Origin of the sequence: Flavobacterium fontis (assembly GCF_900129405.1) — a bacterium.
Taxonomy (GTDB): domain Bacteria; phylum Bacteroidota; class Bacteroidia; order Flavobacteriales; family Flavobacteriaceae; genus Flavobacterium; species Flavobacterium fontis.
On record NZ_FQVQ01000003.1, the window covers coordinates 197,588 to 214,513 of the forward strand.

The window sequence follows — 16,926 nt, forward strand, 5'->3', positions numbered from 1 at the left end:
ATGAATTTTGATAAGTTAACCGATAAAGAAAGAATTGAGTTTGCATTAGGTTCAATAAAATTGATTAATCATTATTTGAGAGGCGTAAACGAAGAAAAGTTTGAGAATGATATGAAGACGCAAGATGCAATTCAATATAGAATGTCATGTATCGGTAATGCGATTAATGCTGTGTCAGAAAAATTAAGAGAAAGATATGACATTCTTTGGGGTTTGTATGTTGTTTTAAATATTGACAGTGCTGAGCTTATGTTTCAGTTGAAGCAAAAAGACAAGGAAACGAATGAGCCTTACGAATCATTAAAGTCTTTATTTAATATACTTTACGATGTTTACAGACATGAATATTCAGATGTTTTGGATAGTGAAAAGAAAAGTTATGTTGAGGATTATGATTATCCAATAAAAACAAAAAATTCAATCTGGACTGTAAAAAATAAATGACCCCCCTCCGTTACCCCCGTCCCTTCCCCCGCCCATAATATAGGTAGCTATGAGAACCTTGATGAGGCGAGGAAAAATTTTTGGGAGATTGGGATAAAACATCTTTTTAGAGTGTTTTTTTGAATCTATATTAGCGGGTAAACGCTATGTAAGTCTTAATCAAAAAACATCTATTAGAGGTAAAACATTGGAGGTGTTCGTTCGTTTTTAGTAAGGTTATAGATAAATTATCTTTTTGGGTTAAAAGGTATGATGTTTTGCGCCTTATCCAGCCATGAAAATTTATAGAGCTTTTGAATAATATACTGTTGCGCCGAAATACTAGGTTCCATACTATCACCAAACCAGTTACAAATCAATTGGCTCCCTTCGTATTTACCCAACGGGTCGTTGATGCTTTTTGGACTATATAGCCAGACTTGATATAAATATTTTGGCAACAAACCGTTGGAATCAAAATGCAAAGAATTTCTATTAATAACGGCTGGAATATCATAACCCCACTCCAATGGATTACTGGGATAAATTAATAGTTTGTTTAAACTATTTAGCGTTTTAGTGTCGGTTGGTAAACTGTTGGCGTAAGTTTCAACAAAAGTGAAACCCTTAATGAAAATTTGATACCCGTCAGGGTAAATGATGTTGTTTTTGTTTTCCATAGCTTTTTATTAATAAATATTTTAGCCATGGAAAAAGTTAAAAAAAGGGTCAATAATTTTTCAATCGTACAAGAATCGTACAGATTTAAGTAAATAAAAAACGCATCAATCTGATTATTAGATTAATGCGTTTTTACTAAGTGGAGAAGATGGGGCTCGAACCCACGACCTCTACGCTGCCAGCGTAGCGCTCTAGCCAACTGAGCTACATCCCCTTGGATGCGTTGCAAATATACTAATTTACCTATCAACCCCAAATATTTTTTTGATTCCTAAAGAATTGTATACTTAAAGCAAAAAAAACACTGATTTATAGCAAATTATCGCAATGTCCCCTCCTGAAATAAGTTGACACAAATTCGACTTATTATGAAAGACAAAGCAACCTCGCACATTAAGCGTAGTCAGAAAGATTACAACATGGCTTTTAAACTTGCTGTTATTTCCCGTGTTGAAAAAGGCGAAATGACCTATAAACAAGCTCAATCTGTTTATGGAATCCAGGGTAGAAGTACAGTTTTGGTTTGGTTAAGAAAATATGGTAACTTAGATTGGAGTAAGCCTAACCTATTATTTATGGCAAAATCTAAAGAAACCCCTGCTCAAATTATCAGAAGGCTTGAAAAAGAATTGGCTGATGAGAAGCTTAAAAATAAGATTCTTAACACCATGATTGATATTTCTGACAACCAGTATGGCACTCAGATTCGAAAAAAGTTTTCTCCCAAACAATCTTCCGGCTCAGGGAAAGAGCAGGAATAAGTCTGTCCAAAAGTTGTAGATTGTTTGGGATAAGCAGACAGGCTTTATATCAGGAACAAAGAAGAATTTTTTGTAGAGAGAGTGAATTACTTCAGGTAAAAGCTATGGTTCATGCTTTAAGATTAGAAATGCCACGCATTGGAACCCGAAAACTATATTATTTGCTTTCTCATGAACTTTCCCTTTGTAATATAAAGATAGGTCGAGATGCCTTATTTAATTATTTACTACTGGTCAGACCAAAGAAAAGTTATACTAAGACAACCTTTTCAAAGCATTGGCTACACAAGTATGATAACCTTTTAAAGGATTATAAAATTGAACGTTCCGAACAGGTTTATGTTAGTGATATTACTTATGTAAAATCATTTGAAAGGACACACTATTTATCTTTAGTAACTGACGCATATAGTAGAAAAATAGTAGGTTATCAGCTTAGTGATGATATGAGTACTGAAAATGTTGTCAAAGCTTTAAAGATGGCTGTTAGGGATAGAAAATCAGATCTCCCTCTTATACATCATTCAGACAGAGGGCTACAGTACTGTTCTAAAATTTATCAGGACATATTAAAGAAAAATAACATAACACCATCAATGACAGACGGATATGATTGTTATCAAAATGCCTTGGCAGAAAGAATAAATGGTATTATAAAGAATGAATTTTTAATCTATAAATGTAAGGATGGTAAAACATTAGAAAAGCTTATTGAAACATCAATAAAGACCTATAATAATAAAAGGCCTCATTTAAGCTTATCAATGAAAACTCCTAACTTTGTACATGAAAAAACCAGTCAGCAAATACCGACTGGTTAATATAATTTTTATTGTAAAACTTGTCAATCTATTTTAGGACGACTCAAAGAAATATTTGTTTGAATGAAATTTTTAGTACTATTCCTGCAATCGGCCATCGATAAAAAACTTCAAGAAGCACCTGATAACGGGTATGCTATCGGTGTTTGGATTGGAAATTTGCTGCCTTTTGTGGTATTGGTGGGCTTGGCTTATCTGCTTTATTACCGTTCCAAAAACCGAAAGGATTAGAATAAAACCGTATTTTTGTCGCGAAAATTTCCAGTATGAGTACCATTCGAATCACCAAACAATTTAGTTTTGAAACCGGACATGCCTTGTATGGCTATGATGGAAAATGTAAAAACGTTCACGGACACAGTTACAAATTATCGGTCACTGTCATCGGTCAGCCAATTACCGATACGGCTCATGTGAAATACGGAATGGTAATCGATTTTACCGACTTAAAAAAAATCGTGAAAGAAGAAGTAGTCGACGTGTTTGACCATGCGACCGTTTTTAATAAAAATACGCCTCATATCGAATTGGCTCAGGAGCTCCAACAGCGCGGACATCATGTTATTTTGGTCGATTACCAACCTACGAGTGAGAATATGGTCATTGATTTTGCGGCTAAAATCAGCAACCGCCTTCCCGCTACTATTCAACTTTTTTCGTTACGACTACAAGAAACGGAGACGTCGTATGCCGAATGGTATGCGTCTGATAATACATAAGTATGGCCAAAAAAATCTATTTTGCTTCCGACCAACATTTGGGTGCGCCGACTGCTGAAGCCAGCTTTCCGCGTGAACAAAAGTTTGTGGCTTGGTTAGACACTGTGAAGCAAGATGCCGAAGCTATTTTTTTGCTCGGCGATTTATTTGATTTTTGGTTTGAATACAAAACCGTAGTGCCTAAAGGCTTTGTGCGCGTTTTAGGAAAATTGGCTGAAATTCGCGACAGCGGCATTCCGATTTACTTTTTTGTAGGGAATCACGACTTGTGGATGCACGATTATTTTGAGAAGGAATTGAACATCCCCGTATACCACGATAACCAAACCTTTACGTTTCACGGCAAGTCGTTTCTCATTGGTCACGGCGATGGCAAAGGACCTGGCGACAAAGGCTACAAACGCATGAAAAAAGTGTTTACCCATCCGGTCTCCAAATGGGTTTACCGCTGGTTACATCCCGATTTGGGTGTTAAGTTAGCCCAATACCTTTCGGTCAAAAACAAATTGATATCGGGGGAAGCCGACGTGAAGTTTTTGGGCGAAGACAACGAATGGCTTGTGCAATACTGCAAACGGAAATTACAAACTCAACACTACGATTACTTTGTGTTTGGTCACCGTCACTTGCCCATGACGATTACCTTAAATGAGCAATCAACCTATATCAATCTCGGGGATTGGATTGGGTATTTTACCTATGGCGTTTTTGATGGAACCCAAATGTCGCTTGAAAAATTTGAACTATAATTTCTGGCCAATCAAATTGACAGCAGGCGTTCGAATCAAGCTTTTACTGGGCTTTTTGTAAAAGTAAAACGCAAAATCATAATTGATCCATAGATTGGCATTATATAATTCTTCCGTTTCTTTTTCAGTAACGGCATCCCGATATTTCGTGTAAAAGTTGGTTTCGTTCGAACATTGAAACTTCACTAAAGTTTGCTCTTCAAAAGGGGGATAAACCACGGTTTGATTCGCATCAACATAGTCGACCAATTCAATGGAAACCAAAATTTCTTCTCCTGGCGTTAAGGTGTAATCGATGGGGGTGTTGATTTTGTTTTTTTGTTTTGGGTCTAACGTTTGAACCGGTGAAATGTACACGGGGATGGCCTGCAGGGGAGAAATATTGGTTCGTTGTATGATTTCTCTATTCACTATTACTTTATAAAAAAGAATGCGGTATTTTGTGGGATGCACTACTTTTTTGACATACCATTGTACCTGTTCTAGCGCCAAATCAAAAGGGTGTTCATTGGTAAGCAGTAAGCCAAAAAACAATTGCTTTTGCAAATACATGCCCCTGGAATTGGGTAAAATGCGGTTGTGTTCGCCCAAGGTAATTTTTTCAGGAAGCGATCCCACTACGACTTCCTCTAGTTCGTAGATTTTTTTCTTGAGATAAATGACATCGGCGAGTTGTTCACGCGCATAGCCTTTGGGTTCAAAATTGAATTTAGAAAAGGCAATGGAATCAAACGGAATTTGAGGTAGCGTAAGTGCTTCTTTTTCGGGGGAGATGCCTTCAAAAACTTTCTTTTTTTGGTGAAAAAGGTGAAAATTCACTTCCGGTAAAAATTCGCTGGTTTCTTCATCTAAGAGTAAAAAGTGTAGGCTTTGTGCCCGTGTAACAGGAGCCAAAAATAGGAGTAGGCAGAACAATACTATAGAAAATAGTGGCTTCATAAGGTGAAGATACGGTTTTTCCCTTCATGATTTGAAAATGGGGCGTCGATTCAGCCCCGATCATAGCGGCATCCCCCGATGTATTCGGGGATATAGCGGAGAGCGGGATCGTGTTGCCAAGAACGAGGGAGTTGTTGCTGCCTAAAAATTACAATTCTTCAATTTTTTTATGAATGTCCAATTTCCGGAAGGAAGGCGAAAGGATTCCCGTAGCCGTTACCGTTACTAAGGTCATTGTACCGCCAAAAACCACTGCCGTCACCGTGCCCATTAATTTGGCGGTCAAGCCACTTTCAAACGCGCCGAGTTCGTTGGACGAACCCACAAAAATAGAATTCACCGAAGCGACCCGTCCGCGCATGTGATCGGGCGTTTCCAGTTGTAAAATGGTTTGCCGGATGACCACTGAAACACCATCAAAAATACCACTGAGAAATAAAGCGGCCACCGAAAGCCAAAAGGACGTCGAGAGGCCGAAGACAATCATGCACACGCCAAACAGAAATATGGCTACTAGCAATTTCATCCCTGCATTTTTGTTCAGCGGAATGTAAGCCGCGAGGATCATGGTGAGGAACGAACCCACTGCGGGAGCTGCGCGCAAAACGCCAAATCCTTCGGAGCCTACTTTTAAAATATCTTGGGCAAATACGGGAAGTAGTGCAATGGCGCCCCCGAAGAGCACGGCGATCATATCGAGCGTGATGGCGTTTAAGATGGTTTTGTTGTGAAAAACAAAGCGTACACCTTCTTTTAAACTTTGCATCATGGGTTCGCCGATTTTGGTATTTAATATCGGTTTCTTCTCAATTTGCGTCAGAAAAAGTAAGGCCAAGACCGTACAACCAAATACAAAGCACAGCGAATAATGCACGCCAAAAAAGCGAATGGCAATTCCGGAGAGCGCGGGTCCGGTAACCGCCGCAATTTGCCACACCGAACTGCTCCAGGTAGAAGCGTTGGGGTAGACTTTTTTAGGAATCAACTGACCCAACAGTGAAAATACGGAAGGTGTGATAAAAGCACGTACCAATCCCCCACAAAATACCAGGGCATAGATGGCATACAGCAAATTTTGTGCGGCAAAGTTCGCTTTAATAGCGGGAAGGGTTAGGGCAAACAAGCCGAGACTAATGAGTGAAAAAGCGATTAAACATTTGATCAACAGACTTTTCTTTTCGTTTTGATCGACGATATGTCCCGCAAAAAGCGCCATGCTCACGGCGGGGATAATTTCCATCAAACCAATAATTCCCAACGACAGCGTATCTTTCGTCATGGTATACACTTCCCATTCGATAATGACAAATTGCATCGACCAAGCAAAGACCAAGGCAAAGCGCATGAGGAGGAAGAAGTTAAATTCGCGAAAGCGCAGGGCTTCGTAGGGATCGTTTTTAGTCATGGTGATTGCGTAAATCTTTCAAACGGAGTTGCAAAGTTACGGAACCGTTGAATTCATTTTCATCCAAACAGAAAACCGCATCAATTTTTTGTCGGTTTTCAATCAAAGTGACCTTGTCGCCTAGGCCAAAACCCACAGCGCCTATCGTTTCGGAAGTCCCTTGTTTGAGGTTGAGTTTTAAATGGGTTTCGTCACTCCCAATGCGTTTGCCATAGCCCGTGTCGTACAGGTTTTTGGCGAGAAATGTGGGGGTCATATTGCCCGGGCCGTAGGGTTCAAATTGTTTTAGTAGTCGCATCAATTTGGGCGTGATGTCTGAAAATTGGATTTCGGCATCGACTGCTATTTCTGGGATGAGAAGATTGGGGTCAATGGTTTTTTTGACCACTTCTTCGAAAGCGGCTTTAAAGGCCGGATAGTTTTCTTCATACAAGGTCATTCCAGCCGCATACTTATGTCCGCCAAATTGAATAAGGTGTTCGCTACACGCTTCCAAAGCTTCGTACAAATCAAAATCTTTGACCGAACGCGCTGAGGCGGCCAGTTTATCGCCACTTTTGGTAAACACGATGGTCGGACGGTAATAGGTTTCGGTGAGGCGAGAGGCCACGATTCCGATGACGCCTTTGTGCCAGTTTTCTTGGTAAACTACAGTGGTAAAACGTTCGGTTTCGTTCAAATCCTGAATTTGACGTAACGCTTCTTCAGTGATGGTTTTGTCCAATTCCCGACGGTCTTTGTTATGTTGTTCAATGTCGGCGGCAAATTGAACGGCTTGTTCCAAGTTCATTTCGGTCAACAAACTCACGGCAGCGTTGCCATGTTGGATACGACCCGCGGCGTTGATGCGTGGCGCTATGATAAATACGACATCGGTAATGGTGAGTTCGCTTTTCTTGACTTGTGTGAGCAAGGCTTTGATGCCGGGTCTTGGATTCTCGTTGATGACTTGTAAGCCAAATTTGGCCAATACCCGATTTTCCCCCGTGATGGGTACAATATCGGCGGCGATTGCAGTAGCGACCAAATCGAGGTAGGGGATCAAATCCAAAATGGTTTGCCCACGGCGTTCCGACAAGGCTTGGATCAGTTTAAATCCGACGCCACACCCACAGAGTTCGTCATACGGATAGGAACAATCGTCGCGTTTGGGATCTAAAACGGCCACGGCATCGGGTAAGGTATCGCCAGGACGGTGGTGGTCGCAAATGATAAAATCGATGCCTTTGGCTTTGGCGTAGTTGACATGATCGATGGATTTGATGCCGCAGTCCAAAGCGATAATTAAAGTCATGCCATTGTCTTCGGCAAAATCAATGCCTTGGTAGGATATACCGTAGCCCTCGGCATAGCGATCGGGAATGTAGGTGGCCACGTAGGGATAAAAGCTGCGAAGGTAGGAGGCCATCAAGGAAACGGCTGTGGTACCATCGACATCATAATCGCCAAACACCAAGATGTTTTCGCGGTTGTTCATGGCTTGTTCGATACGAAATACCGCTTGCTCCATATCTTTCATGAGATACGGATTGTGTAAGTCGTTTAGGGTAGGGCGAAAAAAAGCTTTAGCTTCTTCGTAGGTGGTGATGCCGCGTTGCACCAATAAGTGGGCTACGCGTTCATCGATGTGCAATACGTCCATCAAATGGCGTACGGCGGAGGGATTCGGCTTTGAGTGAAAGTTCCAGCGCATAAGAGTTAGGTGTTAAAAGGTTGGCGTATAAATTATTCATGAATTTGATTTAAGATCCAATTGGTCCAACTAATAACTGTAGAAGATCTTCTTTTAAATGTCTCAGGTGATTTAACATTATTCAACCTCGATTTTTTCATCATTTCAATTACTTCAAATTTGCTGGGCATCTCAGAATTTTTTAGACAAAAATCTAGACATTTTTTAAAAACTTGATGGGTAAGAATTATTTTGATAAACTCTTTTTGTCTTTCAATAATGTTTAGACTAAAAATTCTTTTACCATTATTTGTCAAATAACAGCCTACATTCCCATGAACATCTTTGTTAAAATCAACTAGGCCTAAATATTTAGCAGCATTTGAATAATAATCAGTTTGTCTTTTATCAAAATCGAAATTAGCTGTTATCATTTCTTTTGTCAAAAATTCATTCTGATTTAGTAGTTCACATAAATTAATGACTCGATCGAAACTGTCAGCTTGTGGGAAAGGAATACTAGGCTCAGGAATTGTTACAGTTTTTTCTAATAATTCAGATAATACTTCTAAGTTGAGGTTTCCATCCGAAAAAGTGTATTTTTTTTCTTTCTTCAAGAAGATAGAGTTGTAATCTTTTTCATTAGCAAATTCATATTCTCTTAAGTGAAATATCCCATTTGAATAAGTTAAGAAAATTGGTTTAACTTTTTTTTGAATTTTATTTTTCCATAGAACGTAAGGATAAAAAAGTTGGCGAATCAAAAAATCATTAGAGATATAGTTTTTTGCCTCAATTAAATTTAAACTATCACTGCCCTCAAAACCACCATCGATTTCTATTTGCGATCTATCTACATATATAGTTTTCTTTCCGTTTTTTGAATTAATTTGGTAATCAAAAAATGAAGAACTCATTCGTCCATTAACAGTTGGAAACAATTCAATTTCGTTTGTAAAATCATTCAAAATTTTAGAAACAAAAGCACAATTAATTGCGGTTGCTTCGCTTGTTATATCTGTGAAGTTTAAACTTTCTAAAAAATTAGGAAACTCAATTTTTACCGTCTCTACCTCATTGATGTTGAAGTCAAAAAAAGTCTCATAATTTCCAATACTATACCCACCTCTATTTGTTGGAAGTATGGATAAGTTATTTTTTGCAAAAATTTCGGGTAGCTGAGATTTATGATCAAATTTTGTCATTAATCTTGCTTGTCTTACATCGTTAATTTGTTCAGATGTAATTTCAAAGCTACCATTTTTCTCTATTTGATTAATGATATTGAATTTTTCGAATAGAGAATTCCAAGCTATATCATTTTTTGATTTACTCATAATTTTTAATTAAAACTTCATCAACTTCTCCTCTATTGTTAGGATTTGAGTTAATAAATCTATTGGCTCTTACAATTTCAATGTTATAATCTTTGTATAAATCCATTATTTGTTGTGAAGCTGAATTTGACAATAAGAATTTTATGTTATTGTCGTTCAAAGTATCACAAACTTCTTTTAATCTTATTTGGTCAAAAATATCCCAACCCCCTTGAATATACCCTGTAAAATTTGAGGTTTCAGAGATTGGATGATAAGGAGGATCAAGATAGACAAATGATTTACTGTTTTTTTTAATATTTAATAAAATATCTGCATAATCATCATTTCTTATTTCAATATTAGCTTTGTTAAGGTAATTACTTACAGCTTTTAAAACAGTTTCATTAACTATATTTGGATTTTTATAACGACCAAAAGGTGAGTTAAATTCTCCTGAATTATTAACTCTGTATAGTCCGTTATAACAAGTTTTATTTAAATAAATTATCCGTGAAGCTTTTTCTACATTAGTCAATTTATTGTAGTCTTCGCTTCTATCTAAACTTCTAATATTATAGTAATATTCAGAATCATTAATATGAAGTTTTAAATTTTCAATTAGTTCTTCTGGATTATCTTTGATTGTTTGATAGACATTAATTAATTCTGAATTAAAGTCATTGATTATACCTTTTTTTGGTTGTAAATCAAAAAATACAGCACCACCACCAATAAAAGGCTCAAAATAGTTGAGTTTATTGATGTCGTTTGGTAAATTTTCTTTTATGGAAGGCATTAATTGTCTTTTTCCGCCAACCCATTTTAAGAATGGAATAATTAACTTATTTTTTGACATTAATCTTAATTTATTTTGTAGGTTTCCCTGCCACTACAGCGACAATTTCGCCTTTCGGGGGTTTGGTTTCGTAATGTTTGAGAACCTCTTCGGCGGTGCCGCGAATGGTTTCCTCGTGCAATTTGGTGATTTCTCGGGAAATCGATACCGGGCGATCGGGGCCAAAATACTGCACAAATTCGCCCAAGGTTTTCACCAATTTATGGGGCGAAACATACAGAATAATCGTTCGCGTCTCTTCGGCGAGTTGCAGGTAGCGTGTTTGTCGACCCTTTTTTTCGGGTAAAAAACCTTCAAAAATAAAGCGATCGTTGGGCAACCCACTGTTCACCAAAGCCGGAACAAAAGCGGTGGCTCCGGGCAGGCAATCTACTTCAATCCCATGTTCTACACAGGCTCGGGTCAACAGAAATCCAGGATCGGAAATTGCAGGGGTGCCCGCATCACTGATCAAGGCCACGGTTTCTCCCGCTTGGATGCGTTTCACCCAATGGTCCACGGTTTTGTGTTCATTATGCATGTGATGACTTTGCATGGGTGTGGCAATGTCAAAATGCTTCAAGAGTTTACCGCTATTGCGGGTATCTTCTGCCAAAATGATATCGGCCTCCTGCAAGACTTTTACGGCACGAAACGTCATGTCGTCTAAGTTGCCAATAGGCGTAGGGACCAAATACAATTTACCCATTTACGAGAATTTTTTGGCAACGATGGCGATAAATCGTTCGGCATAATCGTCGACTCCATCCCAATTGTTGTAATCGGGTTTGATGATTTCGTCGATAAAATCTTTAGCTTCAGGAAACGTGGAGAAGGTATTTAATTGCGACAGGACCCGGTTGTAATCTTCGGTGCTGTCGGCAAACAAATATTTCACGAAGGCAATTTTATCGTTTAAGCCAATATTGATGCTTTTGGAATGCAATTCATTGAGTGATTTCCCTTGTTCGTCGATTACCGTTTTAAGCGAGGGGGGCACGACTACATCGTCGGGTTTGACAAAAATGGGTTCGGTGTAATTTTCGCCCAATAACTCTTCAAAGGAAATTTGTTTGGGCTCGTCTTTTTTAGGCGCCTCAACGACGGGGTCTTCTATGGGAGTGGTGGGCAGCTCAGGCTCAGAAAGGGCTGCTGTTTCCTCCATTGGCTCTGCGGCCAATTCAAAAATAGGTTCAAAATCCAAGTCCGATTTGGCCTCCGTCATGGGAACATCCTCCTCTATTTCTTCTTCCTCCAACGTAATTTCTCCCACAATAACGGGTTCTTCCTCTATAGTTTCGGCTTCTACAACGGCTTCGGTTTCAATCACTTCTTCAACGTCTTCCACTTTTTCCACTTCATCTTCCACTACCGCAGGCGTTTCTTCCACCACTACAGGGGTTTCTTCCACAACGGGTGCTGCTTCTACCACCGCCTCGGGAATATCCAAAGCAGCGGCCAATTTGGCTTCCAAATCTTCGACGGCCACATCGTTTTTGACGACTTCAAAGTGATCGCCATAAAATTTTAAAACCGCTAGGGTTTCGTATAATTTTCGGGTTTCCGTGTAGAGTTGGTCTACTTCCGATTTGTTGCGAAGTTTTAAAATGCGGTGTGCAATACTAATCAATTCAGCTTCCAGTCTTTTTTTCATGGTGCATTACAATTTTGGGTATACAAGCGCTACCTTAGGGTAGTCGGCGTTGGGTCTTTTGTACGGTCATTTCCTTCAAAAATATGCAAACTCTTCATAACTTTATCCTAATAACCGGAGCAAGTCAGGGGAATTTTGATATTTTTGTTTCTGTACAAATGTAACAGAAAAACCTAAATTCATCTAACCAATTTAGTAAATGTTTTTAGAAAATACGGTTAATCACGAAGAGCAATTTGGGTGGATAGAAGTCATCTGCGGCTCCATGTTTTCGGGGAAAACAGAGGAATTGATTCGGCGTTTACGTCGGGCGCAATTTGCCAAACAAAAAGTAGAAATTTTCAAACCTGCTATCGATGTGCGTTATGATGAAGAAATGGTAGTTTCGCACAACAAAAATGAAATTCGCTCCACTCCGGTTCCTGCTGCCGCCAACATTGCTATTTTGGCGCAAGGTTGCGATGTGGTAGGGATTGATGAAGCCCAGTTTTTTGACGATGAAATCGTAAAAATATGCAATGATTTGGCCAATTCAGGGATTCGGGTCATTGTGGCCGGCCTCGATATGGATTTTAAAGGAAATCCTTTCGGACCCATGCCCGCGCTCATGGCTACCGCCGAATATGTAACTAAAGTCCACGCTGTATGCACCCGCACGGGGAATCTCGCCCATTACAGTTACCGCAAATCCAATAACGACAATCTCGTTCTTTTGGGGGAAACCGAAGAATACGAACCGCTTAGTCGTGCCGCTTATTATAAAGCAATGCGCGAACATATTGAAGTCAACGACCCTGAGGATTTATCGACCGAACCCAATTCCTAACTGCTGTGACACGTTCCATTCGAACCCTCATTCCCATTTTGAAAGCGCAATTTCAAGGACCGCATGATATCGCGATTGTAGATGCCGTCTCTATTGATAGCCGTTCACTTCAAAATGGCCCGCACACCTTGTTTTTTGCCTTGCGCGGGCCGAATCACGATGGGCATAATTTTTTGGAAACGGTCTATGCGCAAGGGGTGACCAATTTTGTGGTTCATAGCATACCCGAAAGCTTGGTGGGGAAAGCTAATTTTTTAATTGTTCCCGACACTTTGGTAGCCTTGCAACAATTGGCCACGGCTTACCGTTCGGAATTTTCGTTTCCCATCATTGGCGTAACGGGGAGCAACGGAAAAACCATAGTCAAAGAATGGCTTAACTTTTTGTTGAGTCCCGATTATCATATCATTCGCAGTCCCAAAAGTTACAACTCACAAGTTGGGGTGCCTTTGTCGGTATTGGGCATAAATGAAAAACACAACCTAGGTATTTTTGAAGCAGGGATTTCCACGGTAGGTGAAATGGTGCATTTGCAAAAAATTATCCAACCTACCCTTGGAATCCTCACCAATATCGGTTCGGCGCACGATGAAGGTTTTCAAAGTGCGGGGGAGAAAATCAAAGAGAAGCTTACGTTATTTTCGGCCGTTGAGCTTTTGATTTTAAATAAAAACCGAACAATTGAAGCCTTTTTGCCGCCTTCAATACGCACATTTACGTGGAGTTCGGATGATAAAAAAGCGGATGTGTTTGTCATGGCCAATGAGCATGCTGACTTCACCGAATTGCGCATTACCTATCAAAAACAATGTTTTAAAGTTGTCATTCCTTTTTCGGATTTTGCCTCTATCGAAAATGCGATGCATTGTTTGATGGTGCTGTTGTACTTGCGTTATGATGAGGCAGTGATTCAAGAACGCATGGCGCAATTGTATCCTGTAGAAATGCGACTGAAAGTCAAAAACGGCCAGCACCAAACGCGTATAATTGACGACAGTTACAGTTCGGACTTCCAATCATTGAAAATCGCTTTAGATTTTTTGGAAAGTCAGCAGCAGTATAAAAAGAAAACACTTATTCTCTCGGATATTTTTCAAAGTGGGTTGGACAATGATGCCTTGTATGCACAAGTTTCCTTGCTAGTGGTGTCCAATCATATCAACCGCGTGATTGCCATTGGGCCAACAATCAGTGCCTACAAACGGAAGTTTCCCAATTGTTTGGCTTTCCCATCGACCCAAGCCTTTTTGGAAGTCATCGATAGCGTGGTTTTTGAACAAGAAACGATACTCATTAAAGGCGCACGTCATTTTCATTTTGAAGATATCGTGACAGTTTTGGAGGAGAAAACGCACGAAACGGTGCTTGAAATCAATCTCAATGCCATCAGTCATAACCTCAATTTTTACAAAGCTAAATTACAATCCAATACCAAACTGATGGTCATGGTTAAAGCGTTCAGTTATGGCAATGGAGGATATGAAATTGCCAAATTGCTCGCCCATCACAAGGTAGATTATCTGGGAGTAGCATTTGCCGATGAAGGAGTGGCGTTAAAACAAGCGGGAATCCAATTGCCAATTATGGTTTTGAATCCTGAGAGCACGAGTTATCCTTCGTTGATGCAACACGCGCTCGAACCCGAGATTTACTCTTTAAAAGGGTTGAATGCTTTTGTCAAATTGGCCGAACAGAAAAAATTGAAGCGTTTTCCTATTCATATCAAACTCGATACGGGGATGCACCGATTGGGATTTATGGAACAAGACATTCCCGCTTTGATTGCCCGTTTGCAGCAAACCCAAGCGGTGGAAGTGAAAAGTATTTTGTCGCATTTGGCCGCGAGTGACGACATGAAGTTTGTCGATTTTACCCTCGCCCAACTTACTTTGTTTGACGCGTTGTCGACGCAAATGATGGAGGCATTGGAAATACAACCCATTCGCCATATTTTAAATACGTCGGGCATTTCCAATTTCGGTCAAGCGCAATACGATATGGTGCGTTTAGGCATCGGCTTGTATGGAATATCCAATGACGAAGACGAACAAAAATTACTGGAGCAAGTCGCCACCCTAAAGTCGGTCATTTCGCAAATTCGGGTCATCGAACCCGGAGAAAGCGTGGGGTACAGCCGCCGATTTATGGCCGAACGCCCAACGTGTGTCGCTACGGTGCCCATTGGTTACGCCGACGGAATCTCACGCCATTGGGGCAACGGTAAAGGGTATGTCACGGTTAAAAATAAAAAAGCTCCTATACTCGGTAGCATTTGCATGGACATGTTGATGGTCGATGTGACCGATATCGACTGCAAGGAAGGCCATGAGGTGATTGTTTTTGGAAAAGACCCTTCGGTGATGCACATGGCCAAAGTATTGGATACCATTCCTTACGAAATTATGACTTCGATTTCCCAACGGGTGAAGCGAATTTTTTACCGCGAGTAATTTTTTAGGGTAAAAAATCTAAATTTATTGTTAAAATTCATAGCTTTGATACTCTAACCTTAAAAAACGAATAAAAATGGGAATGGTATCAGAATTTAAACAATTTGCCATGAAAGGCAATGTGGTTGATTTAGCAATCGGGGTAATTATAGGTGGTGCTTTTAGTAAAATTGTTAGCTCGTTCATTGACGATGTAATTACACCTTTGTTGTTAAAGCCCGCTTTAGAAGCAGCAAACCTTCAAAAAATCGAAGATTTAACCATTTTGGGTGGAGTCAAATATGGGATGTTTCTATCGGCAATTATTAACTTCATAATCGTTGCTTTTGTGTTATTTCTTTTGGTGAAAGGAATGAATGCCGCGAAGAAAAAAGAAGAAGCCGCTCCAGCAGCACCTGCGGGTCCCACACAAGAGCAATTGTTAGCCGAAATTCGCGATTTGTTGAAGAAGTAAACCGCTACCTATATATTCTAACTAAAGCCACTCCAATGCGGGTGGTTTTTCTTTTTTAAAATGCACCAACCGACCTAATTTCTCGTTATTTTTGCGTGACGGTTCAAGAAGCTGCTCCGTTTCTTGAATCGCAAACTACTTAAATTTCAACTAAAAAAAATAAAGACCATGAAAGTTGCCGTTGTTGGTGCTACCGGTATGGTAGGCGAAGTGATGCTACAAATGTTAGCCGATCGAAATTTTCCCGTAACCGAATTAATTCCCGTCGCTTCCGAGAAGTCGGTCGGAAAAGAAATCACCTGGAAAGGGAAGGGCTACACCGTAGTCGGATTGCAAACAGCGGTTGATAGGCACCCCGATATCGCGTTGTTTTCCGCAGGCGGCCAAACCTCACTCGATTGGGCACCAAAATTTGCCGAAGTGGGCACCACCGTCATCGACAACTCTTCCGCATGGCGCATGGATCCAACCAAGAAATTGGTCGTACCCGAAATCAATGCGCACGAATTGACCAAAGCCGATAAAATCATTGCCAATCCCAACTGTTCTACCATTCAAATGGTGATGGTTTTGGCTCCACTACACAAAAAATACGGTGTAAAACGCGTGGTCGTTTCCACCTATCAATCCATCACTGGAACGGGTGTGAAAGCCGTGCAGCAATTGGAAAATGAATACGCCGGCGTGCAAGGGGAGATGGCCTACAAATACCAAATCCACCGCAACGCCATTCCACAATGCGACGTGTTTGAAGACAACGGCTACACCAAAGAGGAGATGAAACTCACCCGCGAAACCAAAAAAATCATCGGCGACGACACGATTCATGTGACGGCCACCGCCATTCGTATTCCCGTAGTTGGGGGCCACAGTGAGGCGTTGAATGTAGAGTTTCATCATCCGTGTAACTTGAATGAGATCCGCGAAATCTTACACCATACCCCCGGCGTAGTCGTGCAAGATAATACCGACACTTATACCTATCCGATGCCGCTGTATGCTCATGGAAAAGATGAGGTATTTGTGGGACGCATTCGCCAAGATGAAAGTCAGCCCAATACGGTAAATATGTGGGTAGTGGCCGATAATTTACGCAAAGGAGCGGCCACCAATGCCATTCAAATTGCCGAATATTTGGTAGCGCAAGGACTCGTATAATCCGCTTCCTACAAAATATCTTCCCGTCGGTTCTTAAAAAAATGGTAAATCGACGGGAAT

17 protein-coding genes and 1 tRNA gene are annotated in these 16,926 nt (G+C 40.3%); 9 read left to right on the top strand and 9 right to left on the bottom strand.

What is annotated here, in order from left to right:
• On the top strand, positions 1-444 hold the full coding sequence (locus BUC17_RS04330) for a HepT-like ribonuclease domain-containing protein (protein ID WP_073361973.1): 444 nt from the start codon (positions 1-3) through the stop codon (positions 442-444).
• 227 nt (positions 445-671) lie between these two features.
• On the opposite strand, the gene BUC17_RS04335 is transcribed toward BUC17_RS04330, so the two are convergent.
• Complete coding sequence (locus BUC17_RS04335) at positions 672-1,103, bottom strand: hypothetical protein (protein WP_073361975.1); 432 nt, start codon at positions 1,101-1,103, stop codon at positions 672-674.
• Between the two features lie 141 nt (positions 1,104-1,244).
• A tRNA-Ala gene (locus BUC17_RS04340) sits at positions 1,245-1,318 on the bottom strand.
• Between the two features lie 154 nt (positions 1,319-1,472).
• Between BUC17_RS04340 and BUC17_RS04350 the strand changes: the two genes are divergently transcribed.
• From BUC17_RS04350 to BUC17_RS04360, 4 genes are all read left to right on the top strand, one after another.
• A protein-coding gene (locus BUC17_RS04350; RefSeq protein WP_394334043.1) for an IS3 family transposase occupies positions 1,473-2,686 on the top strand; the annotation gives its coding sequence in 2 pieces (ribosomal slippage) (positions 1,473-1,812 and positions 1,812-2,686; 1,215 coding nt in all).
• A 63-nt stretch (positions 2,687-2,749) separates the two neighbouring features.
• Positions 2,750-2,917 carry a hypothetical protein gene (locus tag BUC17_RS14140; RefSeq protein ID WP_200798314.1) on the top strand — a complete coding sequence of 56 codons (168 nt, stop codon included), beginning with the start codon at positions 2,750-2,752 and terminating at the stop codon, positions 2,915-2,917.
• 35 nt (positions 2,918-2,952) lie between these two features.
• A complete protein-coding gene (locus tag BUC17_RS04355; RefSeq protein ID WP_073361979.1) occupies positions 2,953-3,405 on the top strand; it encodes a 6-pyruvoyl trahydropterin synthase family protein in 453 nt (150 codons plus the stop codon).
• A 2-nt stretch (positions 3,406-3,407) separates the two neighbouring features.
• On the top strand, positions 3,408-4,154 hold the full coding sequence (locus BUC17_RS04360; protein WP_073361981.1) for a UDP-2,3-diacylglucosamine diphosphatase: 747 nt from the start codon (positions 3,408-3,410) through the stop codon (positions 4,152-4,154).
• On the opposite strand, the gene BUC17_RS04365 is transcribed toward BUC17_RS04360, so the two are convergent.
• The 7 genes from BUC17_RS04365 to BUC17_RS04395 all read right to left on the bottom strand — a co-directional run bounded on the left by BUC17_RS04365 (position 4,149) and on the right by BUC17_RS04395 (position 11,978).
• Positions 4,149-5,093: a hypothetical protein gene (locus BUC17_RS04365; protein ID WP_143161711.1), complete on the bottom strand. Its 945-nt coding sequence runs from the start codon at positions 5,091-5,093 to the stop codon at positions 4,149-4,151. The two genes, BUC17_RS04360 and BUC17_RS04365, sit on opposite strands and share 6 nt — an antisense overlap.
• Before the next feature lie 148 nt (positions 5,094-5,241).
• Positions 5,242-6,498: an MFS transporter gene (locus BUC17_RS04370; protein WP_073361985.1), complete on the bottom strand. Its 1,257-nt coding sequence runs from the start codon at positions 6,496-6,498 to the stop codon at positions 5,242-5,244.
• Positions 6,491-8,191: a single-stranded-DNA-specific exonuclease RecJ gene (gene recJ, locus BUC17_RS04375; protein ID WP_073361987.1), complete on the bottom strand. Its 1,701-nt coding sequence runs from the start codon at positions 8,189-8,191 to the stop codon at positions 6,491-6,493. Before recJ ends, BUC17_RS04370 begins: the two co-directional genes overlap by 8 nt.
• 32 nt (positions 8,192-8,223) lie before the next feature.
• A complete protein-coding gene (locus BUC17_RS04380) occupies positions 8,224-9,507 on the bottom strand; it encodes a type II restriction enzyme (RefSeq protein ID WP_073361989.1) in 1,284 nt (427 codons plus the stop codon).
• Positions 9,500-10,345, bottom strand: coding sequence for a DNA adenine methylase (locus tag BUC17_RS04385; protein WP_073361991.1), 846 nt, complete (start codon positions 10,343-10,345; stop codon positions 9,500-9,502). Before BUC17_RS04385 ends, BUC17_RS04380 begins: the two co-directional genes overlap by 8 nt.
• Positions 10,346-10,355: 10 nt before the next feature.
• Positions 10,356-11,033, bottom strand: a complete 678-nt coding sequence (gene rsmI, locus BUC17_RS04390) for a 16S rRNA (cytidine(1402)-2'-O)-methyltransferase (protein ID WP_073361993.1) — start codon at positions 11,031-11,033, stop codon at positions 10,356-10,358.
• Positions 11,034-11,978, bottom strand: a complete 945-nt coding sequence (locus BUC17_RS04395) for a hypothetical protein (protein ID WP_073361995.1) — start codon at positions 11,976-11,978, stop codon at positions 11,034-11,036.
• Positions 11,979-12,177: 199 nt separating this feature from the next.
• Between BUC17_RS04395 and BUC17_RS04400 the strand changes: the two genes are divergently transcribed.
• From BUC17_RS04400 to BUC17_RS04415, 4 genes are all read left to right on the top strand, one after another.
• Positions 12,178-12,804 carry a thymidine kinase gene (locus tag BUC17_RS04400; RefSeq protein WP_073361997.1) on the top strand — a complete coding sequence of 209 codons (627 nt, stop codon included), beginning with the start codon at positions 12,178-12,180 and terminating at the stop codon, positions 12,802-12,804.
• A gap of 5 nt (positions 12,805-12,809) precedes the next feature.
• Positions 12,810-15,254: a bifunctional UDP-N-acetylmuramoyl-tripeptide:D-alanyl-D-alanine ligase/alanine racemase gene (locus BUC17_RS04405; RefSeq protein ID WP_073361999.1), complete on the top strand. Its 2,445-nt coding sequence runs from the start codon at positions 12,810-12,812 to the stop codon at positions 15,252-15,254.
• Positions 15,255-15,330: 76 nt separating this feature from the next.
• Positions 15,331-15,708: a large conductance mechanosensitive channel protein MscL gene (gene mscL, locus BUC17_RS04410; protein WP_073362000.1), complete on the top strand. Its 378-nt coding sequence runs from the start codon at positions 15,331-15,333 to the stop codon at positions 15,706-15,708.
• A gap of 168 nt (positions 15,709-15,876) precedes the next feature.
• Positions 15,877-16,866, top strand: coding sequence for an aspartate-semialdehyde dehydrogenase (locus tag BUC17_RS04415; protein ID WP_073362082.1), 990 nt, complete (start codon positions 15,877-15,879; stop codon positions 16,864-16,866).
• The last annotated feature ends 60 nt before the right edge of the window (positions 16,867-16,926 follow it).